Here is a 23814-nt window from a genome sequence, read left to right on the forward strand (position 1 = left end):
GATTCATCGCAAAACGTCAAGGGCAGCATCATCAAAAACGATGCATAATTGTGCGCTTTTCCCCATGATCCGTTGACGCGACGTCAGCCCGTTTTGGCCGCATCAAAAAAGGCTTTTGCGTGCAAAAACGAACCTTCCTTGATCTTGGCGACTTCCTGGGCTTCCTCGTCCTCGCCCCATTGCTCTTCCTGCCAGGTTTCATCCAGCCGGGACGCTGCCCAAATTGTGAGCGGCGGGTGCAGGTCTTGGGCGGCCGCGAAACCCAGGATCAGCGATCCAGAGAGGCTCACAAGGTCGTGAAAGGCGGCCAGTTCGAAATTCGACATCGCATGGACCGGCCCCGAGAGCGCAGCAAGCGCATCCGCATCCTGTGATTCGTGCATCAGGCCCGTGCGTGGCATCAGGCGCGCACCAAACGTCGCGCCGGCCCAATCGAGGTACGGATCCCACGTTGCCGCCTGCCGATCCACGAGCTCTTCCGGTGCATCCGCCCGGTAGCACAGCAGGTCCGCATCACCATACGCCGCCAACATGTCCGCCACCTCGGTATGCTGAATGGCCACCTTGTCGATGGCTGCGTTCGCACTGCGGGTGAACGGCATCGACAGCGGGTTCACCACCTCGTCCTGCGCGTCCCATTCGGCGGCGACCGCGTCGGCCATCGCTTGCGTGGGCAGGACGAGCGGTGCCTTGGCCGGTGTCTTGATCGCACGGCCATCCAGCGTGACGGTCCAGCCTGCGTCGTTCTGTTCTGCCGTTGCCGCCGTCCAGAACCGTTTCTGTTTCCACTCGCTCATGTCAGTCCCCATAGCGCGCCCAGCGCGTCATCGAGTTCATCAAAGTCATTTAGAACGGCGCGCGCACCTGTCAGCCGTGACACCGGATGATATCCCCACGCGACCCCGACAAAAGGCATGCCCGCCGCCTGCGCCATATCCGCATCAAAGCTGGTGTCGCCGATCATCACCGCATCCGCCGTGGTCACACCCGCCTCGTCCATCGCGGTATGCAGCATGGACGGGTGGGGCTTGGACGGGTGAAAATCGGCAACCTGCGTGGTGACAAACATGTCCGTCAGCCCGTGCGCGTCGATCAGACCGTCAAGCCCGCGCTTCGATTTGCCTGTCGCGACGCCCAGCAGGATGTCATTGCGCGCATTCAGGCGGTCCAGCGCCGCGCGCGCGCCGGGATACAGCGGCGAGGATGCCACCCCCTTGGTCACGCGCAAACTGGCGTAGCTGTCCTTGTAGACCGCCACCATCCGGGTGTGATCTGCACCCGGCGCGAGAGTCTGCATCGCCACGGGCAGGGACAGGCCCACGATGCCAAGGATATCCTGCCGTGTCGGCGCCGCCTGCCCCACCTCGGCAAAGGCCGCGCCCATGCTGGCGATGATATCCGCCTGGCTGTCGACAAGCGTGCCGTCGACGTCAAAGACGACCAGACGCATTCAAACCGCCTCGAACGGATCTTCGGCGGCCAGATCTTCGGTCCAGCCGAAGGTGTCCCAGCTGTCTTTCATATGATCGGGCAGCGGCGCGGTCACGGTGATGACCTTACGCGTTTCGGGCTGTTCAAAGCGCATCATGCGGGCGTGCAGGTGCAGCTTGTGCGAGATGATGCCGCCGACCTTCGCGCCCCAGCCATCGCCCATGTTTTCCTGGCTCGACCCGCCATATTTGCCGTCACCCACGATGGGGTGCCCGATCTCGGCCATATGGGCGCGCAACTGGTGGGTGCGGCCCGTGATCGGCTCCATCGCGACCCAGGCGGCGCGGCTGGCGACCCGGTACAGCGTCGCATACATCGTCTGCGCCCGCTTGGCGCCCGGTGTGCCGTCAATGTCGCGCGGATGCACGGCGATCATCTTTTCGCCCTCGCCGCCGCGTCCGCGGCCCGGTGCCTTGACCAGACCGTATTTGATCTCGCCCAGATAGGGCGTGGGCACGCCAGCGACGAGCGCCCAGTAGATCTTGCGCGTGTCGTGGTGGCGCATGGCCGCCGTCAGCGATTTGGCCGCCAGCCGCGTGCGCGCCAGCAGCAGAACACCCGAGGTGTCCTTGTCCAGCCGGTGAACGAGGCGCGGCTTTTCGTCCAGATCGAACGTCAATGCCTCCGCCAGCCCATCCACATGCTTGGTCTGACCCGATCCGCCCTGGGTCGGCAGGCCCGACGGCTTGTTGATCGCGATAACCGCGTCGTCCTTGTAGATCACGCAGTCGCGGATCATCCTGGCGTCCTTGTCCGAGATGCGGGTTTTCTGGATCACGGGCGCGGGCCGGTCGGGCAAGGGCGGGATGCGCACCTGCTGCCCCTCTTCCACCCGGGTCGAGGATTTGACGCGACCCCCGTCCACACGGCATTCGCCCTTGCGGCACATCTTTTCGATCATGCCCTGGCTGACCTGGGGAAAGCGGCGTTTCATCCAGCGGTCCAGGCGCTGATCGCCCTCGCCCGCCTCAACGGTGACTGTTTGCACGCCGCTCATGCGAAAACGCCTCGGGCCAGGATCAGACCCAGCGCCAATGCGCCGACCGACAGGCCCACAGATAGAAGGATATAAAGGCTGGCCGACGTCACCTGCCCACGCTCGATCAAGGTCATCGTCTCAAGGCTGAAGGCGCTGAAGGTGGTGAAGCCGCCCAGCACACCGGTCATCACGAAGGGCGACAGATGCGTCAGCCCCTTGTGGGCCGCCGCCACGACAAAGACGCCCATCAGGAAGGATCCGATGACATTGACCGTGATGATGGCCATCGGAAAGTCCGACGGCCCAAGCGCGCGCAGCATGGCCACGCCCGTGAGCCAGCGCAGAGACGCGCCAATCGCCCCACCAAGGGCCACAAGGGATAGGGTTGAAAACATGCGCGGTCTGTCGTCGCTTGGGCGCGAAGAGTCAACCTAGCTGTTCCGCTTGGCCCTGAGCCGGGCAAAGTAATCGAGGCGTTTCTTTAACTCACGTTCAAAGCCGCGCTCGACCGGTTGGTAAAGGTCAGGCCGCTCCATCCCGTCGGGGAAGTAGTTGGCCCCTGAAAACCCGTCCTCGGCATCGTGGTCATAGGCGTAGTCCTTGCCGTACCCCTGATCCTTCATCAGCGCGGTGGGCGCGTTCAGGATATGCTTGGGCGGCGGGTGCGATCCCGTCTGTTTCGCCGACCGCCGCGCGCCCTTGTAGGCGTTGTAGGTGGCGTTGGATTTGGGTGCGAGGGCGAGGTAGACGAGCGCTTGCGCCAGCGCCAGCTCGCCCTCGGGGCTGCCCAACCGTTCGTAGGTTTCCCAGCTTTGCAGGCAGATGGATTGCGCTTGCGGATCGGCGAGGCCAATGTCTTCGACCGCCATGCGCGTGATGCGGCGGGCAAGGTAACGGGGGTCTTCGCCCCCCTCCAGCATCCGCGCAAACCAGTAGAGCGACGCGTCGGGGTCCGAGCCGCGCACCGATTTGTGCAGGGCCGAGATCAGGTTGTAATGCGCATCGCCCGACTTGTCATATTGTGCGGCCCGGCGCATCAGCCGTGTGGCGAGCGCGTCCTTGTCCAGCGTGCCCTCGACGGTCCACGCGGTGACCTGTTCGATGAGGTTCAGCAGCGCGCGCCCGTCGCCATCCGCCATCTCCAGCAACGCCTCGCGCGCCGGACCATCGAGCGGCAGCGCTTTGTCCAACTCCTGTTCGGCCCTTTGGGCGAGCAGTTCGAGGTCTTTTAGGTCAAGCCGCTCCAGCACCAGCACCTGCGCGCGGGACAGAACGGCGGCGTTCAATTCGAAGCTGGGGTTTTCGGTCGTCGCGCCGACCAGCAGGATCGTCCCATCCTCCATATGCGGCAGGAAGCCGTCCTGCTGCGCCTTGTTGAACCGGTGGATTTCATCCACAAACAGCAGCGTGCCCTGCCCGTTCTGGCGCCGGATCCTGGCCGCCTCGAACACTTTTTTCAGGTCGGGGACACCTGTGAAAATCGCCGAGATCTGGACGAAATGCAGGTCCGTCTCATGCGCAAGCAGCCGGGCGATGGTCGTTTTGCCCACGCCGGGCGGGCCCCAGAACACGAGCGAGGACAGCGCGCCCGACGACAGCATGACCGTCAACGGTGCCTCTGGCCCCAGGACCTGACGCTGCCCGATCACCTCCGACAGCTTTTGCGGACGCAAGCGGTCTGCCAGCGGGCGCGGCCCGGTGTCGGGTGCTGTGGGCACGGATCCGAAAAGGTCGGTCACATCAGAACCGCAGCACGATGCGACTGTTGCCGCGCACAGCACGGACCGTGGTGCCACGGCGCGCCTCGGACAGGATTGCGGCGGCTTGGGCGGGTGTTTCGACGTCTTGCCGGTCGATGCGCTGCAAGACATCACCACGGCGCAAGCCGACGCGGCGGCCAATCGGCCCTTCGTCCAGCACGACGACCCCTTCGGCCGCGATGGGGAGGTTCAATTCGGCCAGAACCGCCGGGTTGATGCGTGCCAGCGTGAGCCCTGGCAGGCTCGTACCTTCAGGCAAAACCGTCTCATCCCGCGGCGGGTCATCGGGCGGTGGGATCAGGGCGACGGTCAGTTCGTCCTCTTGCCCATCGCGCAGACGGATCATGGTGGCGCGCTCCTGATCGCTGGCGACACTCATGCGAAACAGCATCTCGCCCGGGCTGCCGACGGGTGCGCCATCAACCGCCAGCACCACGTCGCCCACCTCGAACCCCGCTTCGGCCAGAGGGCTTGCGGGATGCAACCCCGCCAGCATGATGCCCCCGGGCCGGTCTCGACCCAAGGTCTCGGCCAGATCCGCGTCGACGGCCTGCCCTGTCGCACCGGCCCACGGGCGAACAAAGCTGTCATTGCCGTCGCGCGCCTGCTTGACAAAGGCGGCCACCAAATCGGCGGGAATGGCAAAACCAATGCCATTGGACCCGCCGGACCGGCTGAGAATACGCGTGTTGATGCCCAAAAGCTGACCGCGCATATCCACCAGAGCCCCGCCAGAATTGCCCGGATTGATCGGCGCATCGGTCTGGATGAAATACCCCGCGCCTCGACCATTGCTACCGCCTGACCGGGCAAGCCCAGACACAATCCCCGAGGACACCGTCTGCCCGACACCAAAGGGGTTGCCGATGGCAAGCGTCAGCTCACCCACCTCGACCGTCTCGCTGTCGCGCAGGGAAAGGAATGGCAGGTCCGCGATCCCGTCGATCTTGAGAATGGCCAGATCACTGTCCTGATCCCCAAGCAGTACGCGCGCGTCATATTCGCGTCCATCGTTCAGCACCACACGAATATCGGTCGCCTGCCCCACCACATGGTAGTTCGACACGACAATGCCGTCCTCGCTCAGGATCACACCCGACCCCAGCGAATTCTGAACCCGCGGCTGCGTCTGCCCGAACCCCTCGAACAACCGCTCAAAGAACGGGTCATCCATGAACGGCGTGCGCGCGCGGGCCTGCGTGACAAAGCGCACATAGATGTTCACCACAGCAGGCGCCGTTCCACGGACCAAAGGCGCAAAGCTGAGCGCAATCTCGGACTGGCTTTGCGGCACGCGGCTCTCGGCCTGCGCCACAAAGGGAAGACAGCAGAGAAGGAGGGAGATCAGAAACTTCATTGTTCCAAAAATATGCAAATCCCGCACGGCCAATACAAGCGCCACTCTGTGCCAAAACGAAAAAGCCCCCGCCAATGGGCGAGGGCCTTGGATCAGATACATGACCCGACTTATTCTTCTGCCGCATCCTCGGCAGCGACGCGGGCCTTGTCGGCGGCACCCTTGGCGTCGCGGTCGCGGTCCACGAACTCGATGATCGCCATGGGCGCCATATCACCGTAGCGGAAGCCAGCCTTGAGGACGCGGATGTACCCACCCTGACGCTCGGCATAGCGCGGGCCCAACACGTCAAAGAGCTTGGCGACGTATTGCTCTTCTTTCAGCTTGGATGCGGCCTGGCGGCGGGCGTGCAGATCGCCGCGCTTGGCCAGCGTGACCAGCTTTTCGACGATGGGTTTCAGTTCCTTGGCCTTGGGCAAGGTTGTCTTGATCTGCTCATGTTCGATGAGCGAGCCTGCCATGTTCGCGAACAGAGCCTTGCGGTGCTCATGTGTCCGGTTCAGGCGGCGGTAACCACGTGCGTGACGCATTTTCTTGTCTCCTTTTTGCCCTCTACGGGCTGTTTTGCTTTGTCTGGCCCCGGGTGCGTGCCCGCGGCTCTCCTTGGGGCCGGCACGTTCCGACGGAACGCGCATCTGCCCGGGGTGGGGTGGCGCGTTGCCCATTGGCAATGCCGCGCAACCCCTTGTTATCACGGCATTTGAAAACGCCGATGTTGTAGGGTGGGCAGTCTGCCCACCACACGGGCCTAGAAGTTATCTTCGAACTTCTTGGCCAGATCTTCGATGTTGTCCGGCGGCCAGTCCTCGACATCCATGCCAAGGTGCAGACCCATGCCCGACAGCACTTCCTTGATCTCGTTCAGCGACTTGCGGCCAAAGTTCGGCGTGCGCAGCATCTCGGCTTCGGTCTTCTGGATCAGATCGCCGATATACACGATGTTGTCGTTCTTCAGGCAGTTCGCAGACCGGACCGACAGTTCCAGCTCGTCCACTTTCTTCAAGAGAAGCGGGTTGAACTCAAGACCGTCGTCGTCGTCCTGACGCGAGGCGCTTTCCGGCTCGTCGAAGTTGACGAAGATGCCCAGCTGGTCCTGCAGGATGCGCGCGGCAAAGGCCACGGCATCGTCAGGGCTGATGGAGCCATCGGTTTCGACCTTCATGGTCAGCTTGTCATAGTCCAGCACCTGGCCCTCGCGGGTGGGCTGCACGTCGTAGCTGACCTTTTTGACGGGCGAATAGATCGCGTCGATCGGGATCAGGCCGATGGGCGCATCCTCGGGCTTGTTCTTGTCCGCCGAGACATAGCCCTTGCCGGTGTTGACCGTCAGTTCCATGTAGACATCGGCACCGTCGTCGAGGTGGCAGATGACCAGATCGCGGTTCAGGATCTCGATGCCCGCGGATTCCGAGATGTCACCGGCGGTCACGACACCCGGACCCTTGGCGGAGATCGACAGGCGCTTGGGCCCTTCGACTTCCATGCGCAGGCTGACCTGCTTGAGGTTCAGGATAATGTCGGTCACGTCTTCGCGCACACCGGCAACGGATGAAAATTCGTGCAGCACGTTGTCGATCTGCACGGATGTGATGGCCGCGCCCTGCAGCGACGACATCAGCACGCGGCGCAGCGCGTTGCCCATGGTCAGACCGAAACCGCGCTCCAGCGGTTCGGCAATAACAGTGGCCTGGCGCGCGGGTTCATTGCCCGGCTTGACGTCAAGCTGCTGCGGCTTGATCAGTTCGGCCCAGTTCTTGTGGATCATGCGTCCCTCCATTCCTGTCCGCGTGCCATGTCCCAACATGCAGACGCCCGAGGTTTCAAAAAGCGGTTTGGGGCCGTGCGGAACGCAGGCCCCAAAAGATGTTCGATTGTCGCTTAGACGCGGCGGCGCTTGGGCGGACGGCAGCCGTTGTGGGCAATCGGCGTCACGTCACGGATGGACGTGATGTTGAAGCCAACAGCAGCCAGTGCGCGCAGGGCGCTTTCGCGGCCCGAACCGGGGCCCTGCACTTCGACTTCCAGCGTCTTCACACCGTGTTCCTGTGCCTTGCGGCCCGCGTCTTCGGCGGCCATCTGGGCGGCGTAGGGCGTGGATTTCCGCGAGCCCTTGAAGCCCATGGTGCCGGCAGACGACCACGAAATGGCGTTGCCCTGCACATCCGAGATCAGGATCTTGGTGTTGTTGAACGACGAATTCACGTGGGCCACGCCCGCCGCGATATTCTTGGAGACCTTGCGCTTACCCGCGCGCCGTGTGTCACGTGCCATGGATGCGCCTCCTTATTTCTTCTTGCCGGCAATGGCCTTTGCGGGGCCTTTGCGGGTGCGAGCGTTGGTGCTGGTGCGCTGACCGCGGACGGGCAGGTTGCGACGGTGGCGCAGGCCACGGTAGCAGCCCAGGTCCATCAGGCGCTTGATGTTCATCTGCGTTTCACGACGCAGGTCACCTTCGACGGTAAAGTTCTCGTCGATATGCTCGCGGATCTTCAGCACTTCGGCGTCCGACAGCTCGTTCACACGGCGTGTCAGGTCGATGCCGACAGCTTCACAAATTTTCTGGGCGGAGGTGTTGCCGATACCCGTGATGTAGGTCAGGGCGATCGGAACACGCTTGGCGGTGGGGATGTTGACCCCTGCAATACGTGCCACGTGGGCTTTCCTTCTCGTTGCGGACCCGTCATTCCAGGTCCTTTTTTCACAACATAAGGCCCAAGGATTTTGCCCCCGGGCCTGCCGCTGATCAGGTGATCCGACGGGACGCGTTCCCGTCTTTGATTCTCGTTAGAGATGGCGTGAGATAGGCCTTGATTAAGGGGGCGTCAACCCCTTGCTCTCAGCCCGAACCTAGCCGTCGCAAAGTTGGACATCGACCCGAATTGGTTCACCGTCAAGGTTCACGACTAAACGCATTTTTTCTTCCGTCAGTTTAACAACCGCGCTGACTGCAGTCTTTTTTGATGGTCCACCATAGCGATCAGTGTGGATGTTGCACTGGCTGAGGAAAACAAACAGCGCTCCCAGTTCCAGCTTAGCCCATGTTTCATCAAAACGCGCGCGGCACGAGTAGTGAAAACTACCGAACAACAGACCTGTTGCGGAGCCTCGTGTTTTGACTCGAGCCGTTGCCGCCGTTCGACCTTGATGTTCAACGCGGCTCAAGGTGCACAATTCGGGTGTTTCGGCGAATAGGTCTTCTGCCAATGCATTGCCGGGAAATGCCAAGAACACGAGCCCGAGCGCCAGGAGCAGCTTGTTCACCCGTCAAGCACACCCGTGATAGCCGCCTTCACATCCGCGATCTCGCCCAGCCCATCGACCTTCGTCAGCTGACCCTTGGCGTAGTAATAGCCGATCAGCGGCGACGTCTTTTTGTAGTACTCCATCAGGCGCACTTTCATCGACTCGGCGTTGTCGTCGGCCCGCACGGGCTGACCTGCCGCGGCAGCCTCGGCGGCGCGGCCGACGATGCGTTGCACCAGCACCTCGTCATCCACCTCAAGCTCGATCACGGCATCGAGGCTCTCGCCCTGTTCGGCCAACAGATCGTTCAGCGCATCGGCCTGCGCCAGCGTGCGGGGGAAGCCGTCGAAGATGAAGCCGTTGGCCTTGACCGTCTCCAATTGTTCGCGGATCAGGCCGATCACGATCTCGTCCGTGACCAGCGCGCCGCGCGCCATAACGTCGGCCACGATCTGGCCCATCTCGGTCCCGCTTTCCTTGGCCGCGCGCAGCATGTCGCCCGTCGACAGTTGCACCATGCCGCGCTCTTCCACCAGAAAACGCGCCTGCGTTCCCTTGCCCGCGCCCGGCGGGCCCAAGAGAATAATGTTCATCAGCTGTCCCCTCCCTATGCCGCTTTAGCGGCGCACAGGGCTCCGTTTGCGGCGGGTCTTGTTGCCCTTACCGCGCAGTTGCGATTTCTCAATCAGACCTTCGTACTGGTGCGCCAGCAGATGGCTTTGAACCTGCTGGATCGTGTCCATCGTCACCGACACCACGATCAGCACCGACGTGCCGCCAAAGTAGAACGGAATGGCAAACTCACCGCGTAGGATTTCCGGCAGCAGACAGACCAGCGCCAGATAGGCCGAGCCCAGAACAAGCACGCGGTTCACCACGTATTCCAGGTATTCGGCGGTGCGCTTGCCCGGACGGATGCCGGGGACAAAGCCGTTCTGGTTCTTCAGGTTCTCGGCCACGTCATCGGGTTTGAAGCTGACATTGAACGTGTAGAAATAGGCAAAGAACACGATCATCGCCGCAAAGAAGAGCAGGTACAGCGGCTGTCCGGGCCCGAAATTGGCCAAGAGCCATGACATGATCGGACTGGTCGAACCGCCCGAGAAGGTCGAGATGGTCACCGGCAACAACAGCAGGGACGAGGCAAAGATCGCCGGGATCACGCCTGCCGGGTTCACCTTGACCGGCAGGTCGGATTTGCCGCCGTCATAGACCTTCATCCCCACCTGACGGCGGGGGTACTGGATGTGGATCTTACGCAGGGCGCGTTCCATGAACACCACAAAGGTGATGGTGACGATGACCATCACGATCACACCCACGATGATCGCGGGGCTCAGTGCGCCGGAGCGACCGGAGGCAAAGAACTGCGCCAGCGCCGCCGGCACCTCGGCGATGATGCCGACGAAGATGATCAGCGAAATACCGTTGCCGATGCCGCGTGCCGTGATCTGCTCACCCAGCCACATCAGGAACATGGTGCCGCCCACAAGGGTGATCAGGCACGAAATGCGGAAGAACATGCCCGGATCGGTCACCAGGTCACCGGATTCCAGCGACACGGCCAGCCCGTAGGCCTGCAAGGTCGCCAGCGCCACGGTGCCGTACCGCGTATACTGATTGATCTTCTTGCGCCCCTGCTCGCCCTCTTTCTTGAGCTGCTCCAGCTTGGGCACCATCGAGGTCAGAAGCTGCACGATGATCGAGGCAGAGATATAGGGCATGATGCCCAGGGCAAAGATACCCATCCGGCCCAGCGCACCACCGGTGAACATGGACACCATGCCGCCAATGCCCTGACCGGCGCTTTCCATGAACTCCCGCAGGGCGGCACCGTCAATGCCGGGCACCGGGATAAAGGTGCCAAGGCGGTAGACGATCAGCAGACCGAGGGTAAACAGGATGCGGTTGCGCAGGTCGGTGGCCTTGCCTAGAGCGCTCCAGCTCGTGTTGGCGGCCATATTCTCGACGGCAGATACCATGCGGGCATGTTCCTTTATGGCGAAACGCCGCCCAATACCGTTTTTCGGCGGGCGGCGTGGAAAAACTAGAGACTATGTAAGCCGCTCGCGCGCGGCTCACAAGACATCAAACTGGCTTACTCGGCGGCCGCCGCGGTTGTGGTCAGCGACCCACCCGCTTTTTCAACGGCTTCCACAGCGGATTTCGACGCACCAGTCACGGCAAGTTCAACTTTCGTGGTGATCTCGCCCTTGGCCAGAACGCGGATACCGTCCAGCTTGCGGCGCACCAGACCGGAGGCAATCAGCGCGTCCTCGTCGATGGCCTTGCCCGCGTCGATCTTGCCCGCGTCGATGAATTTCTGGATCAGGCCCAGGTTCACAACGGCAAATGCCTTGCGGTTCGGCTTGTTGAAGCCGCGCTTGGGCAGACGTTGATAGAGCGGCATCTGGCCGCCTTCGTAGCCGTTGATGGCCACACCCGAACGGGATTTCTGACCCTTGATACCACGGCCACCCATCTTGCCGGTGCCGGAGCCCGGACCACGGCCCACGCGCTTGCGCGGTTTGGTTGCGCCGGGATTGTCGCGCAGTTCATTCAGTTTCATATCGCTTCTCCTTTGCCGGATGTGCCCCACGAAGCGTGAACGGGACAACCACGGCGTTTCTTGGTTTTGATTCTCGCGGCGCACGGCGCCACTGGGGGCGTATAGACGCCGCGCGGCAGCGGATCAAGCCCATGCAGTGCGCGGCCACACCACCCGCATCGGGAGTATGGCAAGAGTAAGGAATACCGGACTGATCAGGGCGCCGCATCCCTGATACACGGGTCCGTATAGTCTTGGCCGCGCGCATTCAGCGGCACCCGTATTTCACGATCCGCATCCACCCGGATGCACTATTTTTGGAGAAGTCATTTGATGGACGCGCTTTTGCAAGGCGGCGGGCCGGTCCGCCTGTTCGGTCTGGCCTCCGCCTTGCTCAGTATTTACGCCTTCTACCCTTACGCGCGGGATGTCCTGCGCGGTCACACCCGGCCGCAGCGGGCGTGCTGGCTGATCTGGTCGGTTCTGGGCAGCATCGCCTTGATGTCCCAAATCGTGGAAGGGGCGACCGCCTCGCTTTGGTTCGCAGCCATACAAGTCGGCTGGACCATCGTCATCTTCGGGCTGTCGATCTGGCGCGGTCAGGGCCGGTTTCTGAACCCGGGCGATGAATACATCCTTATTGCGGCCACTCTGGGTCTGGCCCTGTGGGCGTCAACAGACACCGCAGCCTACGCGCTGGTCATCACCATTTCGATTTCTATGCTCGGCGGGGCCGCAACCATCGCCAAGGCGTACCGCGCCCCGGAGACCGAGACGATGTCGACCTGGGTCATCTCATGGCTGGCCGCCCTCTGCGCCATCTGCGCCGTGGGCCATCTGGATTGGGTGCTGCTCGCTTACCCGCTCTACCTGCTGTGCCTGTATTCCGGCATCGTTCTGGCAATCATGTTGGGCAGGACCCGCGGACATCACGCGATGCTGTCCACCGGGCGCCACACCGCCGGTGGGGCGATGTAGAAAAACCGCGCGCGCCTACAAGATATAGCTGTTATCGCGCGATTTTCGGGTATAGTCGGCGCGCATGACACGCCCGAATGGGCAGCACAGCAGAACGAAACAGGCCAGCACACCCAATCGGAGCCCCCCTTGCTGCACGCCATTGCACAGCATCCTGAGGTCGCGTACCGCGCCGGGCTGGCCTCTGCCCTGCTCAGCATCTACGCGTTCTGGCCCTATATTCGTGACATTCTGACCAACCAGACCCGGCCAGAACGCGCATCCTGGCTGATCTGGGCGCTCCTGAGCGCGGTGTCGCTGCTCAGTCAGCTCTATGAAGGGGCCGACCGTTCGCTGGGCTTTGCCGCGATCCAGACGGCGGGCACCATCATCATCTGCGGCCTGACCTTCTGGAAGACCACACAGTTGCGGTTCAAGACCGAGGACAGTCAGGTCCTGACCGCCACCGCCGTCGGCATCTGGCTTTGGGCCGAGATGGAAAGTGCCGCCTATTCCCTTTTCGTGACCATCACGATGTCGATGATGGGCGGGCTGCTGACAATGAAAAAGGCGTTTCTCGACCCGCGGTCGGAAACATGGGCCACATGGGCCGCGTTCTTTGTCTCTGCGCTGCTGGCCGTCGTGGCGGTCGGGCGCGTGGACTGGCTTTTGCTTGCCTACCCGCTCTATGTCATGGCCCTGTCGGGCGGCGTCATGCTGTGCATGGCCGCCGGTCAGCTGGTGCAGCGCCGAAGCCCCGCCCCGGGCGCACCCGAACATCGCCAGCACCTGACCCTGTCGGTCATGTCGTTCCAACGGCCGGGTTCGCCCAGCGCGTCGGAGTAAAGGGCTGCGCGATCGCACGTTCCAGCAGTGCCAGCCGGTCCTGCCCGTAAAACACCTCTCCCTCCAGCACATATGTCGGTGATCCAAAGACATGCGCCGCCAAGGCCGCCTGCGCGTTGGCCGCATATTGCGCGGCGATCTCGGGCGTGCCCGCCGTCGCAAAGAGCGCGTCAGCATTATGCCCCAACCCGGCCACGAGGGCGCGCAGCGTCGCCGCGTCGGACAAATCCGCATCATTGCGCCAATGCGCCTCCAGCACGGCATGCGCCAAAGCATCCACCGCCGCCCCCCGGTCCCCAAGCGCAAGGATCAGATGGCTGGCCAAGGTGTAATCCGCATCGTGGTGCGTCGGGCGAAAGGACACGACCGGCACGCCGCGCAGCTCTGCCCACCGCTCAATCTCGCGGCCAAAGAAGTAGTCCACATGCGCCTGCGTCCGCTGCCCAAACGGCAGGCTCCCCTGCGCCTCCACCACCGGCGACAATGGAATGGGCCGATGCACCAGCGTCAGGCCCTGATCGGCACAGATCTGCATCACGCGGGCGGAGCCCAAATAGGCAAAGGCGGAATGGGCGGAATAGTAATAGGTCAGATCGGTCATGCAACGCAGGCTAGGGATCAACGCCGCGGCGCACAATCCACCGTTGCGCATGCACCGGGGCCAATGCCACTCTGCCCCCATGCTCCGCGCCCTCACCCTTGCCGCCGCCCTTGCCAGCGCCCTGCCCGCGCCCGCCACCGCCTGCGCGCGCGACGCGATGCTGGTCTTTGACGGCTCGGCCTCCATGGACGAGCTGAGCTTCGACATCTCGCGCAAGACCCGGATCGTGGACGCACGGGCCGCGCTACGCGACGCCCTGCCAGACATCACGCCGTTTCGGGACGTGGGCCTGCTGACCTACGGCCCCGGCAGCAACGCAGACAGCTGCGCCAATATCGACCTGCGGTTCGGACCACGGGCCGACGCCGCAACCGACATCCTGACGGAAATCGACGCGATGGAGCCGAAGGGGCTGACGGCGCTGGCCGCGTCCGTCCGCGCCGCAGCCGAAGCGCTCAACCACCGCACCGATCCGGGCATCGTCGTACTGGTCACCGACGGCAATGAGACCTGCGGCGGGCGGCCCTGCGCGCTGGGATCGACCCTCGCGGCAGAGGCGCACGACCTCACGGTCCACGTGATCGGCTTTCAGGTGGTGGTGGATTTCTTCAGCTGGGACAATCCGGAACAGGTGGATGTGGGCGCGGGCAACACGGTGGCCAAGTGTTTGGCGGACCGGACCGGGGGGCTTTATGTGTCGACCGAGACGGTGGATGAATTGGCGGACGCGCTCAGGGTGACGTTGGGGTGTGCGTTGATTGGATCAACAATCTTTCGTACTAGGGTGGTTCCCTAGAGATGTTGGTATTGAATTTGTATCTGAAACGTTTTCTGGCGAACGCACCGTTTGGAATTTTTTTGGGAGCGTCCATTGCCTCTACTGTGGCGATCCTCTTGGATGCTGAAATTGCGGAGGAATGGAAGCGATGGGGCACCTACGGAGCCACAGCGCTGGTTTCGTTAATCTCGGCAACACTAGCAGTTGCTGGGGTTCTTTTCACGGTAGATCACCAAACGCAGATTAAAAGGTCGGAGCGCGAAGGCAAAGTTGAATCAGCTCGCGCATTCCTGCCAAACGCGCTTTCGCAAATCTGCGAAGTCGCGCGAAAGGGCTTTCATCAGACCTATACCTACAGTTCTACAGGTGTAATTCGCGCAGCAGTGACACCAACAAGTATTTCAAGTCTTGGCATCCCGGATGAAGCGGTCAGGGTACTTCGTGATTTGTTAGAGAACATCCAAGCCGGACCGGTTAGAGATCGAATTGCTGGCATTCTGCGTGAACACCAGATCTTGGTTGCTAGAACCAATGGGGTGGCGCACAGAATTGGAAACAGTGTCTCTCCAGAAGACTATAGGCATGCTGTTCACTGGGCCTATCTTTATGCACTAGTCGGCAGTCTGTTTGACTATGCAAGAAACGAAACAAATACAATAACATCAAGGGTGACAGCGAACGACGTGGAAAATGCTCTATCGCATTTTCAGGTTTTTCTTACTCCTAATACGATCACACACTATCGCCCTCACACAGAACTTTACGAAAGGCACTTTGACCGACGTTTTCCATAACGAAAAACGCCCCACCAAAAGGCGGGGCGTCAAAGTTTGTCATCCGGCACCAGCCGGATATCCGGGGCGTTCAGCCCTTCTCTTCGATGATCTCGACCAGGTGCGGGATCTTCCGGACCATGCCGCGGACCGAAGGGGTGTCTTCCAGCTCGCGGGTCTTGTGCATCTTGTTCAGGCCCAGGCCGATCAGGGTCGCGCGCTGTTCAGCGGGGCGACGGATGGGCGAGCCAACTTGTTTGACGACGATTGTCTTTGCCATCTGTCTCAGGCCTCCTCAGCCACTTGGCTTTGCTCGGACGGTGCCTCGTCCCGCTTGGGCAGGATGTCGGAAACCTTCTTGCCACGACGTTGAGCCACACCGCGGGGGCTCTGCTCTTTGCGCAGGCCGTCCATGGTGGCGCGGATCATGTTGTAGGGGTTGGCCGAGCCGATGGATTTGGACACGACGTCCTTGACGCCCAGCATCTCGAACACGGCACGCATCGGACCACCGGCGATGATCCCGGTCCCCTCAGGCGCGCTGCGCATGACGACCTTGCCGGCGCCGTGGCGCCCTTCCATGTCGTGGTGCAGGGTGCGGCCTTCGCGCAGTTGCACGCGGATCATCTGGCGCTTGGCCTGCTCGGTGGCCTTGCGGATGGCCTCGGGGACCTCCTTGGCCTTGCCCTTGCCAAAGCCGACGCGGCCCTTCTGGTCGCCCACAACGACAAGAGCGGCGAAACCAAAGTTCTTGCCACCTTTCGTTGTTTTCGACACGCGGTTGATCGCAACCAGGCGATCTGCAAATTCCGGTGCCTCGTCGCGGTCGCGACGGTTGCCCCGGCGGTTATCACGTTCTGCCATCAGAACATCCTTTGAATAGGTGGCTTACGCCAGTTTTACTCGATCCCAGTGGGCCGCGGGCCCCCGGATCATCGGGAGGGCGACATCGCCCTCCTCAGTCTTGGTGCAAGGTGCGCGCATGGCGCACACCCTACGGGTCAGGCGTAGGGTGCGCATTCACTGCGCACCGCACACCTTAGATCTTCAAACCACCTTCACGCGCGGCTTCGGCCAATGCCTTCACCTTGCCGTGAAACAGGAAACCACCGCGGTCGAAATATGCTTCTTCCACGCCAGCCTTCTTCGCGCGCTCGGCAATCGCCGAGCCCACCTTGGTGGCCGCGTCGATGTTGTTCTTGCCAACGACGCCCAGGTCTTTTTCCAGGGTCGAAGCCGCCGCCAGTGTCACACCGTTCACATCGTCGATCAGCTGCACGCTGATGTTCTTGTTGGAGCGGTGCACGCTCAGGCGCGCGCGCCCGGCATTGACCTTGCGAAGTTTGTTCCGGACGCGCAGGCGGCGCTTGAGGAACAGGGTCCGTTTGCTGTTTGCCATCTGTCTGGTCCTTACTTCTTCTTGCCTTCCTTGCGGAAGATAAACTCGCCCTTATAGCGGATGCCTTTGCCCTTGTAGGGCTCGGGCTTGCGCCATTCGCGGATGTTGGCGGCAACCTGGCCAACCAGCTGCTGATCAATGCCTTCGACAACGATCTCAGTCTGCTTGGGGGCGGTCACTGTGACACCCTCGGGGGCGGTGTAATCCACGTCATGGGACAGACCCAGGTTCAGCTTCAGGGTGTTGCCCTGCATCTGTGCCCGGTAACCCACGCCCTGGATTTCCAACTCTTTCTTGAACCCTTCGGTCACGCCGATCACGCAATTTTCGACCTGCGTGCGGGACATGCCCCACTGCTGGCGCGCGCGCTTGGACTTGCCGCGGGGTACGATGGAAACGACGTTGTCTTCGACCTTGAGGGTCACGTCGTCAGTGGCTGTGAAGCTGCGGGTCCCCTTGGGGCCCTTCACTTCGATCGTCTGGCCGGAGACGGATGCAGAGACACCCGAGGGCAGATCGACCGGTTTTTTACCAATACGAGACATCTGCTGTTCTCCTTAGAAGATCGTGCAAAGCACTTCGCCGCCAACATTGGCTTGACGTGCGTTTGCATCCGACATCACGCCCTTGGACGTGGACACGATCGACACGCCCAGACCCTGACGGACCTGCGGGATGTCGTTCACACCCATGTACACACGACGGCCGGGCTTGGACACGCGCTTCAGCTCGCGGATCACAGGCTCGCCTTCGTAGTACTTGAGGCTGATTTCAATGGCCGGGTGGCCGTTTTCACCGGTGGTTTTCTCGAAACCACGGATGTAACCCTCGTCCGCCAGCACTTCCAGCACGCGCTCGCGCAGTTTCGACGCAGGCGTCTCGACCACGGATTTGCCGCGCATCTGGCTGTTGCGGATACGGGTGAGCATATCGCCGATAGGATCGTTCATAACACTCTCTCCCTTACCAGCTTGATTTCACAAGGCCGGGGATCTGGCCGGCAGAGCCAAGGTCCCGCAGCGCGATCCGGCTGATCTTCAGCTTGCGGTAATACGCATGCGGACGACCGGTCAGCTGGCAGCGGTTGTGAAGACGCGTGGCGCTGCTGTTGCGGGGCAGTTTTGCCAGCTTCAGCGAGGCGCGAAAACGCTCTTCCATCGGTTTGCTTTCATCGCTGATGATCTCTTTGAGTTCCGCACGCTTGGCCGCGTACTTCTTCACCAGCTTTTCGCGCTTCACTTCGCGCGCGATCATGGATTTTTTAGCCATATCTTTTTCCTCTGCGCTTACGAGTTGAAGGGCATGTTGAAATGCTTGAGCAAGGCTTTTGCTTCGGCATCATTGTCGGCGGTCGTGGTGATCACGATGTCCATCCCCCAGGTCTCGTCGACCTTGTCGAAGTCGATCTCGGGGAACACGATGTGCTCTTTCATGCCCATGGCATAGTTGCCACGGCCATCAAAGGATGTGCCGGACACGCCGCGGAAGTCGCGGACGCGGGGCAGCGCGATGGTGATCAGACGGTCCAGGAATTCATACATGCGGTCGCCGCGCAGGGTGACTTTGGCACCCAAGGGCATGTCCTCACGCACCCGGAAACCCGCGATGGATTTCTTGGCTTTCGTGGTCATGGCCTTTTGACCGGCGATGGCGGTGAGGTCTTCCTGTGCGGATTTTGCCTTCTTGCTGTCTTTGACAGCTTCAGCGCCGCAGCCGATGTTCAGAACGATCTTGTCCAGACGCGGGATCTGCATGTCGTTCTTGTAGCCGAATTCCTCTTTCATGGCAGCGCGGATGCTGTCCTTGAACTGGGTCTTCAGGCGCGGGGTGTAGTTTGCTGTGTCAAGCATCAGATCACGTCCCCTGTTGTCTTGGCAAAGCGCACTTTCTTGTCGCCGTCCATCTTGAAGCCCACGCGGGTGGGTTTGCCGTTGGCGTCGATCAGCGCGAGGTTGCTGAGGTCGATGGGCATCGCCTTGGGGATGCGACCGCCCTGGCTCTGTTGGGTCTGGCGCGTGGCGCGGATGGCGATGTTCACACCGTCCACAACGGCCTTGTTGGCCTTGGGGTTCACGGAAGAAATGGTGCCTTCCTTGCCCTTGTCCTTGCCAGCCAGCACGACGACCTTGTCACCGGTTTTCAGTTTGGCAGCCATGTCACAGCACCTCCGGGGCGAGCGAGATGATTTTCATGAAGTTCTTGCCGCGCAGCTCACGAACGACGGGCCCAAAGATACGGGTGCCGACGGGTTCGTTGTTGTTGTTCAAGATAACGGCTGCGTTGCGGTCGAAGCGGATGGCAGTGCCATCTTCGCGACGCACTTCCTTGGCGGTGCGCACGACGACGGCCTTGCGGACGTCGCCCTTTTTCACGCGACCGCGCGGGATGGCTTCCTTGACCGACACGACGATGATGTCGCCGACGGACGCGTATTTACGCTTGGAACCACCCAGAACCTTGATGCACTGCACTCGGCGGGCGCCGGAGTTGTCAGCAACATCCAGGTTTGTCTGCATCTGGATCATTTGGTGTCTCCCGACCTTTGGGGGGCTGATGCGTTCGCCTGATCCCCAGGGTTTCGATTAATGCGGACAAGCGCCGGAGTTAGGCCTCCAGCACCTCCCAGCGTTTTGTCTTCGATTTCGGCGCGCATTCGATGATGCGAACGGTGTCACCGACCTTGAAGGCATTCTGTTCATCGTGCGCCCGGTATTTCTTGGACTTACGAATGGTCTTTTTCAGAACCGGGTGCGTAAAGCGGCGCTCGACGGACACGGTGACTGTTTGTGCGTTTGCGTCGGAGGTCACGACGCCAGACAGGATACGCTTGGGCATTTCGTGCTCTCCTTATTCGGCCGCTTTGGCGGCTTGTTCATTGAGGATCGTCTTGACGCGGGCTGCATCACGACGGACCGAACGCAGACGCGCCGGGTTCTCAAGTTGACCTGTGGCCTGCTGAAAGCGCAGGTTAAAGGCTTCTTTCTTCAGATTTGCCAACTCATCACGCAGCTGGTCCGGGGTTTTATCCCGAAGTTCCTGGGCGTTCATCGCCTTTTTCCTTTTCAACATCACGAGGGTGCCGCCAAAGACGTGACACCGATTCCCGTGGAGTGGGTGAATAGAGGGGCCGTATATGGGGGCGCCATGGGTATGGCAACCCCATTAGCGCAAAGAAAAACAGGGGTGCGCGGGGGCGCTGCGCTGCACACTATATCTATGCCTTACTGGGCTGAGGGATACCACTGCCACCGGGGCCCGCATCCGCTGCGTCTTGCAAGAAGCAACACCCGCGCACTGGTTCAATATCGCGTTCCGCGGTATTGAACCGGCATGCCCAAAATCACATCCCTCTTCGCCACCCGCCTCTACCACGCGCCACTGTCCGACTTCGCGCCCAAACTCGATCCGGACGAGTTGGAACAGCACTGCTACGCCATCGCAGAAGACGACGAGGCAGGCCACGACTGGTGCGAGGCGCAAGGCTACCCCGGCTACACCTCCTACGCCTCGCTCGACGACCTGCCCTGGCGGTTTCCGATCTTCGCCGATCTCGTCAAGGCGCTCGACGCCCACGTCGCCGCCTTCGCCAAGGACCTGGCCTTCGACCTCGGCGACAAGGCCCTCAAACTCGACAGTATCTGGATCAACATCCTGCCCGAAGGCGGGATACATACCGGCCACATCCACCCCCACTCGGTCATCTCGGGCACGACCTATGTGGCGATGCCCGACGGGACAAGCGCGCTGAAACTCGAAGACCCGCGCCTGCCCATGATGATGGCCTCACCCGGCCGGACAAAGGATGCACCAGAAGACCTGGCGCAGTTCCACTACGCCAAACCGTCCGTGGGGGATGTCCTGCTGTGGGAAAGCTGGCTGCGCCACGAGGTGCCCATGAACATGGCCGAGGACGAGCGCGTGTCGGTGTCTTTCAACTACGGTTGGGAGTGAGAGGACCGGCCCGCGCAGCGGCAAACGCTCCGGGGGAGCGTTTGAGGTCCGAGCGGGCGAAGCCCCAGACCGCCTGAAACGCCCTGCTCCCATAGGGTGCGCATTCACTGCGCACCGCACGCGTCCTACTTCTTGGCGGCCGCCTTGCTGGCCTCTTCGTGCGCCTTCCTGGCCGCCTTTTCCTCTTTCGTCAGCGTATTGCCCCACTGATTGTTGGACAGGCCCAACCCTTCGGGCATCGGCTTCGTCTTGCCCTTCTTGACCTCGCCGCCCTTGTCGAGAAAGGCTTGGATCAGGTCTTCGTCGGTGGTGGCTTTGGGAACGTGCTTCATGGATACGGCCTCTTTGGCAGATGTGGCGCTTGGAACCGAGTGTAGAGGTTTGTCGGGATTTGGCTATGCCCAAAGGGGGGTTGCAACCGAAGCCGCGTCATCGACAGGCCACGCTCTGTCGACCCAACCGTCGTTCAACAGAACTTTATGGCAGCCAAGTACAGCTTAGGTCCGAGCGACGCGCTGACATCCCCCAATCGACAGGCTCCACTATGGCTCAAGCCGCGCCCTCGACAGGCCACGGTCTGTCGAACCAACGCCAATTCTGCAGCACTTTATGGCAGCCAAGTACATCTTCCATACAAGCGACGCGCTGACATCACCCAATCGACAGGCCCGGGGGTGGCCTGTCGATGGCGCGGCGGCCTGCGGCCTTGACTCCGCGCTGGGTCTCTCAATTCCAATGTTCGAAACAGGCCAGCGCCCGACCGACCTGGAGGGCCTCTGATCTGCGCGTTCCCTCACCGTTGAGCACAGCACAATCGCTCAGCGCGGATGTTGACATAGCGCCCGCCCTCCGGGGGGCGGGCGGGCGGGCGCTGGCCGGGCTGGGTGCCCGGCTTGGTGCAGCGATCAGGTGCTTTCGCAATGTAATAGGATAAATGCCGCCAACGTTCCACCAGAGACAAGGGCGGACAAACAAAACTTGGTACCAGGATACTTGCTGGCTCGACGACCAATCAGGTCCATAATCGTATCAATGAAACTACCGCGGTTCAAAAACAGCATCACCAAAAAACCGATCACCAATCCCAGATAAAACACTGGCATTACGTCAAAGAAGCGGTCGACATCACACTTCAAAGTATGACTCCTCCATCAAACAAAATGCCCCCGACGCTCTCACGCCGGGGGCTCTCAATTCGCCATGTAGGGTGGGCAATCTGCCCACCACAGGACCAGTCCTAAAAACTCTACCGGGTGCCGCTCTCGTGCATTTGCCTTTGGCAAATACCCTACCGCGCACGGATTGCGCCCCAAAGGGCGCAATCGGCTTACCAGTCTTCTCTCACCACGACCCGCGTCTTGATCGGCAGCTTCATGGCCGCCAGACGCAGCGCTTCGCGCGCAACATCATCGTTCACACCGTCGATCTCGAACATCACGCGGCCGGGTTTGACCTTGGCCGCCCACCGGTCGACCGAGCCCTTACCTTTACCCATCCGCACTTCGATCGGCTTGGCGGTCACAGGCACGTCGGGGAAGATCCGGATCCAGACCCGGCCCTGACGTTTCATGTGACGCGTCATCGCACGACGCGCGGCTTCGATCTGACGGGCCGTGACCCGCTCGGGCTCCAGCGCCTTCAGGCCGTAGGTGCCAAAGTTCAGGTCGGACCCGCCCTTTGCCTTGCCCTTGATCGAGCCTTTGAACTGCTTACGGAACTTCGTACGCTTTGGTTGAAGCATCTGTTACTCTCCCTTAGCGACGGCCACCGGCACCACGTGGGGCCGGACCGTCCTGGAGTTCTTGTGCCTTGCGGTCACGCGCAGCGGGGTCGTGTTCCATGATCTCGCCTTTGAAGATCCAGGTCTTGATCCCGATGATGCCATAGGCGGTTTCCGCCTCGACATGTGCGTAATCGATGTCAGCACGCAGGGTGTGAAGGGGCACGCGGCCCTCACGGTACCACTCGGTGCGGGCAATCTCTGCCCCACCCAGACGACCGGCCACGTTCACGCGGATGCCCAGGGCACCCATACGCATGGCGTTCTGCACGGCACGCTTCATGGCACGGCGGAAGGACACACGGCGTTCCAGCTGCTGCGCGATGCTTTCACCGACCAGGGCGGCGTCCAGCTCGGGCTTGCGGACCTCAACGATGTTGAGGTGCAGCTCGGAGTCGGTCAGCTTCGACAGCTTCTTGCGCAGACCTTCGATGTCCGCACCCTTCTTGCCGATGATGACACCGGGGCGGGCTGTGTGGATCGTGACGCGGCACTTCTTGTGCGGACGCTCGATGATCACACGGGCCACACCGGCCTGCTTGCACTCGGTCTTGATGAACTCACGGATTTTCAGGTCTTCCAGCAGAAGATCACCGTAATCCTTGGTGTCGGCATACCAGCGGCTGTCCCAGGTGCGGTTCACCTGCAGGCGCATGCCAATCGGATTGACTTTATTCCCCATCAGGCTTGCTCCCCAGAGACTTCTTCAACTTGACGCACTTTGATCGTGATCTCGGCGAACGGCTTGATGATCTTGCCGAACCGGCCGCGCGCCCGGGGGCGTCCACGCTTCATGGTCAGGTTCTTGCCAACCCAGGCTTCCGCGACGATCAGCTCGTCCACATCCAGGTTGTGGTTGTTTTCAGCGTTGGCGATGGCCGATTGCAGGCACTTCTTGACGTCCTGCGCGATCCGCTTCTTGGAAAAGGTCAGGTCCGTCAGGGCCTTGTCCACCTTCTTGCCACGGATCATCTGGGCCACGAGGTTCAGCTTCTGCGGAGACGTGCGCAACATGCGCGTCTTTGCCATCGCCTCATTGTCCGCCACGCGGCGAGGGTTCTTGTCCTTGCTCATTTGCGTTTCGCCTTCTTGTCAGCGGCGTGACCGTAATAGGTCCGCGTGGGCGAATATTCCCCGAACTTCTGACCGATCATCTCTTCGGACACGTTCACGGGAATATGCTTCTGGCCGTTGTACACACCAAAGGTCAGCCCCACGAACTGGGGCAGGATGGTGGACCGACGGGACCAGATCTTGATGACTTCGTTGCGACCGCTCTCGCGCGCCGCTTCCGCTTTCTTCAGCACATAGCTGTCGACAAACGGACCTTTCCAGACTGAACGAGACATAT

At 61.4% G+C, this 23814-nt stretch carries 37 protein-coding genes; 5 read left to right on the plus strand and 32 right to left on the minus strand.

Going from position 1 to position 23814, the window contains the following annotated elements; all coding sequences use genetic code 11:
• Positions 1-83 precede the first annotated feature (83 nt).
• From BWR18_RS13010 to rplO, 14 genes are all read right to left on the minus strand, one after another.
• The gene (locus tag BWR18_RS13010; RefSeq protein WP_076630308.1) at positions 84-797 is read right to left on the minus strand and encodes an ATP12 family chaperone protein; all 714 of its coding nucleotides are present in this window, start codon (positions 795-797) and stop codon (positions 84-86) included.
• Complete coding sequence (locus tag BWR18_RS13015) at positions 794-1450, minus strand: HAD-IA family hydrolase (RefSeq protein WP_076628817.1); 657 nt, start codon at positions 1448-1450, stop codon at positions 794-796. Before BWR18_RS13015 ends, BWR18_RS13010 begins: the two co-directional genes overlap by 4 nt.
• Positions 1451-2488, minus strand: coding sequence for an RluA family pseudouridine synthase (locus BWR18_RS13020; RefSeq protein ID WP_076628819.1), 1038 nt, complete (start codon positions 2486-2488; stop codon positions 1451-1453). It lies immediately after the preceding gene.
• Positions 2485-2865 carry a fluoride efflux transporter CrcB gene (crcB, locus tag BWR18_RS13025; RefSeq protein ID WP_076628820.1) on the minus strand — a complete coding sequence of 127 codons (381 nt, stop codon included), beginning with the start codon at positions 2863-2865 and terminating at the stop codon, positions 2485-2487. The genes BWR18_RS13020 and crcB overlap by 4 nt, the downstream gene beginning before the upstream one ends.
• A 36-nt stretch (positions 2866-2901) precedes the next feature.
• Positions 2902-4209 (minus strand): replication-associated recombination protein A, encoded by a 1308-nt coding sequence (locus BWR18_RS13030; RefSeq protein WP_076628822.1) that lies wholly within the window; start codon positions 4207-4209, stop codon positions 2902-2904.
• 1 nt (position 4210) lies between these two features.
• Positions 4211-5587, minus strand: coding sequence for a trypsin-like peptidase domain-containing protein (locus tag BWR18_RS13035; RefSeq protein WP_076628823.1), 1377 nt, complete (start codon positions 5585-5587; stop codon positions 4211-4213).
• A gap of 110 nt (positions 5588-5697) precedes the next feature.
• A complete protein-coding gene (rplQ, locus tag BWR18_RS13040) occupies positions 5698-6117 on the minus strand; it encodes a 50S ribosomal protein L17 (RefSeq protein ID WP_076630309.1) in 420 nt (139 codons plus the stop codon).
• Between the two features lie 218 nt (positions 6118-6335).
• Positions 6336-7352 carry a DNA-directed RNA polymerase subunit alpha gene (locus tag BWR18_RS13045; protein ID WP_076630310.1) on the minus strand — a complete coding sequence of 339 codons (1017 nt, stop codon included), beginning with the start codon at positions 7350-7352 and terminating at the stop codon, positions 6336-6338.
• A gap of 113 nt (positions 7353-7465) precedes the next feature.
• Positions 7466-7858 carry a 30S ribosomal protein S11 gene (rpsK, locus tag BWR18_RS13050; RefSeq protein ID WP_076628825.1) on the minus strand — a complete coding sequence of 131 codons (393 nt, stop codon included), beginning with the start codon at positions 7856-7858 and terminating at the stop codon, positions 7466-7468.
• 12 nt (positions 7859-7870) lie between these two features.
• Complete coding sequence (gene rpsM, locus BWR18_RS13055; protein WP_076628827.1) at positions 7871-8239, minus strand: 30S ribosomal protein S13; 369 nt, start codon at positions 8237-8239, stop codon at positions 7871-7873.
• 195 nt (positions 8240-8434) lie between these two features.
• Entirely contained in the window at positions 8435-8848 is a 414-nt protein-coding gene (locus tag BWR18_RS21700; RefSeq protein WP_157598762.1) for a hypothetical protein, read from the minus strand.
• A complete protein-coding gene (locus tag BWR18_RS13060) occupies positions 8845-9423 on the minus strand; it encodes an adenylate kinase (protein WP_076628828.1) in 579 nt (192 codons plus the stop codon). Before BWR18_RS13060 ends, BWR18_RS21700 begins: the two co-directional genes overlap by 4 nt.
• Positions 9424-9447: 24 nt before the next feature.
• Positions 9448-10812: a preprotein translocase subunit SecY gene (gene secY, locus BWR18_RS13065; protein ID WP_076628830.1), complete on the minus strand. Its 1365-nt coding sequence runs from the start codon at positions 10810-10812 to the stop codon at positions 9448-9450.
• A gap of 116 nt (positions 10813-10928) precedes the next feature.
• Positions 10929-11399, minus strand: a complete 471-nt coding sequence (rplO, locus tag BWR18_RS13070) for a 50S ribosomal protein L15 (RefSeq protein ID WP_076628832.1) — start codon at positions 11397-11399, stop codon at positions 10929-10931.
• Positions 11400-11711: 312 nt separating this feature from the next.
• Between rplO and BWR18_RS13075 the strand changes: the two genes are divergently transcribed.
• Positions 11712-12356: a hypothetical protein gene (locus BWR18_RS13075; RefSeq protein WP_076628833.1), complete on the plus strand. Its 645-nt coding sequence runs from the start codon at positions 11712-11714 to the stop codon at positions 12354-12356.
• 129 nt (positions 12357-12485) lie between these two features.
• Positions 12486-13181 carry a hypothetical protein gene (locus BWR18_RS13080; protein WP_076628835.1) on the plus strand — a complete coding sequence of 232 codons (696 nt, stop codon included), beginning with the start codon at positions 12486-12488 and terminating at the stop codon, positions 13179-13181.
• Here BWR18_RS13080 and BWR18_RS13085 read toward each other — a convergent pair.
• Complete coding sequence (locus BWR18_RS13085) at positions 13138-13782, minus strand: 2-hydroxychromene-2-carboxylate isomerase (RefSeq protein WP_076628836.1); 645 nt, start codon at positions 13780-13782, stop codon at positions 13138-13140. The genes BWR18_RS13080 and BWR18_RS13085 overlap by 44 nt on opposite strands.
• Positions 13783-13861: 79 nt before the next feature.
• Here BWR18_RS13085 and BWR18_RS13090 point away from each other — a divergent pair, with 79 nt between their 5' ends.
• Together BWR18_RS13090 and BWR18_RS21705 are read left to right on the plus strand one after the other, a co-directional pair.
• The gene (locus BWR18_RS13090; protein WP_076628838.1) at positions 13862-14578 is read left to right on the plus strand and encodes a vWA domain-containing protein; all 717 of its coding nucleotides are present in this window, start codon (positions 13862-13864) and stop codon (positions 14576-14578) included.
• Between the two features lie 2 nt (positions 14579-14580).
• Positions 14581-15354 carry a hypothetical protein gene (locus BWR18_RS21705; protein WP_157598764.1) on the plus strand — a complete coding sequence of 258 codons (774 nt, stop codon included), beginning with the start codon at positions 14581-14583 and terminating at the stop codon, positions 15352-15354.
• A 70-nt stretch (positions 15355-15424) separates the two neighbouring features.
• On the opposite strand, the gene rpmD is transcribed toward BWR18_RS21705, so the two are convergent.
• From rpmD to rpmC, 11 genes are all read right to left on the minus strand, one after another.
• Positions 15425-15613 carry a 50S ribosomal protein L30 gene (rpmD, locus tag BWR18_RS13095; protein ID WP_076628840.1) on the minus strand — a complete coding sequence of 63 codons (189 nt, stop codon included), beginning with the start codon at positions 15611-15613 and terminating at the stop codon, positions 15425-15427.
• 5 nt (positions 15614-15618) lie between these two features.
• Complete coding sequence (gene rpsE / locus BWR18_RS13100) at positions 15619-16197, minus strand: 30S ribosomal protein S5 (protein WP_076628842.1); 579 nt, start codon at positions 16195-16197, stop codon at positions 15619-15621.
• A gap of 175 nt (positions 16198-16372) precedes the next feature.
• Positions 16373-16732 (minus strand): 50S ribosomal protein L18, encoded by a 360-nt coding sequence (gene rplR / locus BWR18_RS13105; RefSeq protein WP_076628843.1) that lies wholly within the window; start codon positions 16730-16732, stop codon positions 16373-16375.
• Positions 16733-16743: 11 nt separating this feature from the next.
• The gene (rplF, locus tag BWR18_RS13110; RefSeq protein ID WP_076628845.1) at positions 16744-17277 is read right to left on the minus strand and encodes a 50S ribosomal protein L6; all 534 of its coding nucleotides are present in this window, start codon (positions 17275-17277) and stop codon (positions 16744-16746) included.
• Between the two features lie 12 nt (positions 17278-17289).
• Positions 17290-17682 carry a 30S ribosomal protein S8 gene (rpsH, locus tag BWR18_RS13115; RefSeq protein WP_076628847.1) on the minus strand — a complete coding sequence of 131 codons (393 nt, stop codon included), beginning with the start codon at positions 17680-17682 and terminating at the stop codon, positions 17290-17292.
• Positions 17683-17695: 13 nt separating this feature from the next.
• Positions 17696-18001, minus strand: a complete 306-nt coding sequence (gene rpsN, locus BWR18_RS13120) for a 30S ribosomal protein S14 (RefSeq protein WP_076628849.1) — start codon at positions 17999-18001, stop codon at positions 17696-17698.
• Between the two features lie 17 nt (positions 18002-18018).
• Positions 18019-18582 carry a 50S ribosomal protein L5 gene (gene rplE / locus BWR18_RS13125; protein WP_076628850.1) on the minus strand — a complete coding sequence of 188 codons (564 nt, stop codon included), beginning with the start codon at positions 18580-18582 and terminating at the stop codon, positions 18019-18021.
• A complete protein-coding gene (rplX, locus tag BWR18_RS13130) occupies positions 18582-18887 on the minus strand; it encodes a 50S ribosomal protein L24 (protein WP_076628852.1) in 306 nt (101 codons plus the stop codon). The genes rplE and rplX overlap by 1 nt, the downstream gene beginning before the upstream one ends.
• A 1-nt stretch (position 18888) precedes the next feature.
• Positions 18889-19257, minus strand: coding sequence for a 50S ribosomal protein L14 (rplN, locus tag BWR18_RS13135; protein ID WP_008757934.1), 369 nt, complete (start codon positions 19255-19257; stop codon positions 18889-18891).
• A gap of 79 nt (positions 19258-19336) precedes the next feature.
• Positions 19337-19567: a 30S ribosomal protein S17 gene (gene rpsQ / locus BWR18_RS13140; RefSeq protein ID WP_076628854.1), complete on the minus strand. Its 231-nt coding sequence runs from the start codon at positions 19565-19567 to the stop codon at positions 19337-19339.
• Between the two features lie 12 nt (positions 19568-19579).
• Positions 19580-19780 (minus strand): 50S ribosomal protein L29, encoded by a 201-nt coding sequence (gene rpmC, locus BWR18_RS13145; RefSeq protein ID WP_076630311.1) that lies wholly within the window; start codon positions 19778-19780, stop codon positions 19580-19582.
• A 282-nt stretch (positions 19781-20062) separates the two neighbouring features.
• Here rpmC and BWR18_RS13150 point away from each other — a divergent pair, with 282 nt between their 5' ends.
• Positions 20063-20683 carry a TIGR02466 family protein gene (locus BWR18_RS13150; protein ID WP_076628855.1) on the plus strand — a complete coding sequence of 207 codons (621 nt, stop codon included), beginning with the start codon at positions 20063-20065 and terminating at the stop codon, positions 20681-20683.
• Between the two features lie 125 nt (positions 20684-20808).
• On the opposite strand, the gene BWR18_RS13155 is transcribed toward BWR18_RS13150, so the two are convergent.
• The 6 genes from BWR18_RS13155 to rpsS form a co-directional block, all read right to left on the minus strand.
• The gene (locus BWR18_RS13155; RefSeq protein WP_076628857.1) at positions 20809-21015 is read right to left on the minus strand and encodes a hypothetical protein; all 207 of its coding nucleotides are present in this window, start codon (positions 21013-21015) and stop codon (positions 20809-20811) included.
• A gap of 573 nt (positions 21016-21588) precedes the next feature.
• Complete coding sequence (locus tag BWR18_RS13160; protein ID WP_172839386.1) at positions 21589-21819, minus strand: hypothetical protein; 231 nt, start codon at positions 21817-21819, stop codon at positions 21589-21591.
• A 191-nt stretch (positions 21820-22010) separates the two neighbouring features.
• On the minus strand, positions 22011-22424 hold the full coding sequence (rplP, locus tag BWR18_RS13165) for a 50S ribosomal protein L16 (protein WP_076628861.1): 414 nt from the start codon (positions 22422-22424) through the stop codon (positions 22011-22013).
• Between the two features lie 13 nt (positions 22425-22437).
• Positions 22438-23145 carry a 30S ribosomal protein S3 gene (rpsC, locus tag BWR18_RS13170; RefSeq protein WP_076628862.1) on the minus strand — a complete coding sequence of 236 codons (708 nt, stop codon included), beginning with the start codon at positions 23143-23145 and terminating at the stop codon, positions 22438-22440.
• The gene (rplV, locus tag BWR18_RS13175; RefSeq protein ID WP_076628864.1) at positions 23145-23537 is read right to left on the minus strand and encodes a 50S ribosomal protein L22; all 393 of its coding nucleotides are present in this window, start codon (positions 23535-23537) and stop codon (positions 23145-23147) included. The genes rpsC and rplV overlap by 1 nt, the downstream gene beginning before the upstream one ends.
• On the minus strand, positions 23534-23812 hold the full coding sequence (rpsS, locus tag BWR18_RS13180) for a 30S ribosomal protein S19 (RefSeq protein ID WP_076628866.1): 279 nt from the start codon (positions 23810-23812) through the stop codon (positions 23534-23536). Before rpsS ends, rplV begins: the two co-directional genes overlap by 4 nt.
• Positions 23813-23814: the final 2 nt, after the last annotated feature.

Origin of the sequence: Tateyamaria omphalii (assembly GCF_001969365.1) — a bacterium.
Taxonomy (GTDB): Bacteria; Pseudomonadota; Alphaproteobacteria; order Rhodobacterales; family Rhodobacteraceae; genus Tateyamaria; species Tateyamaria omphalii_A.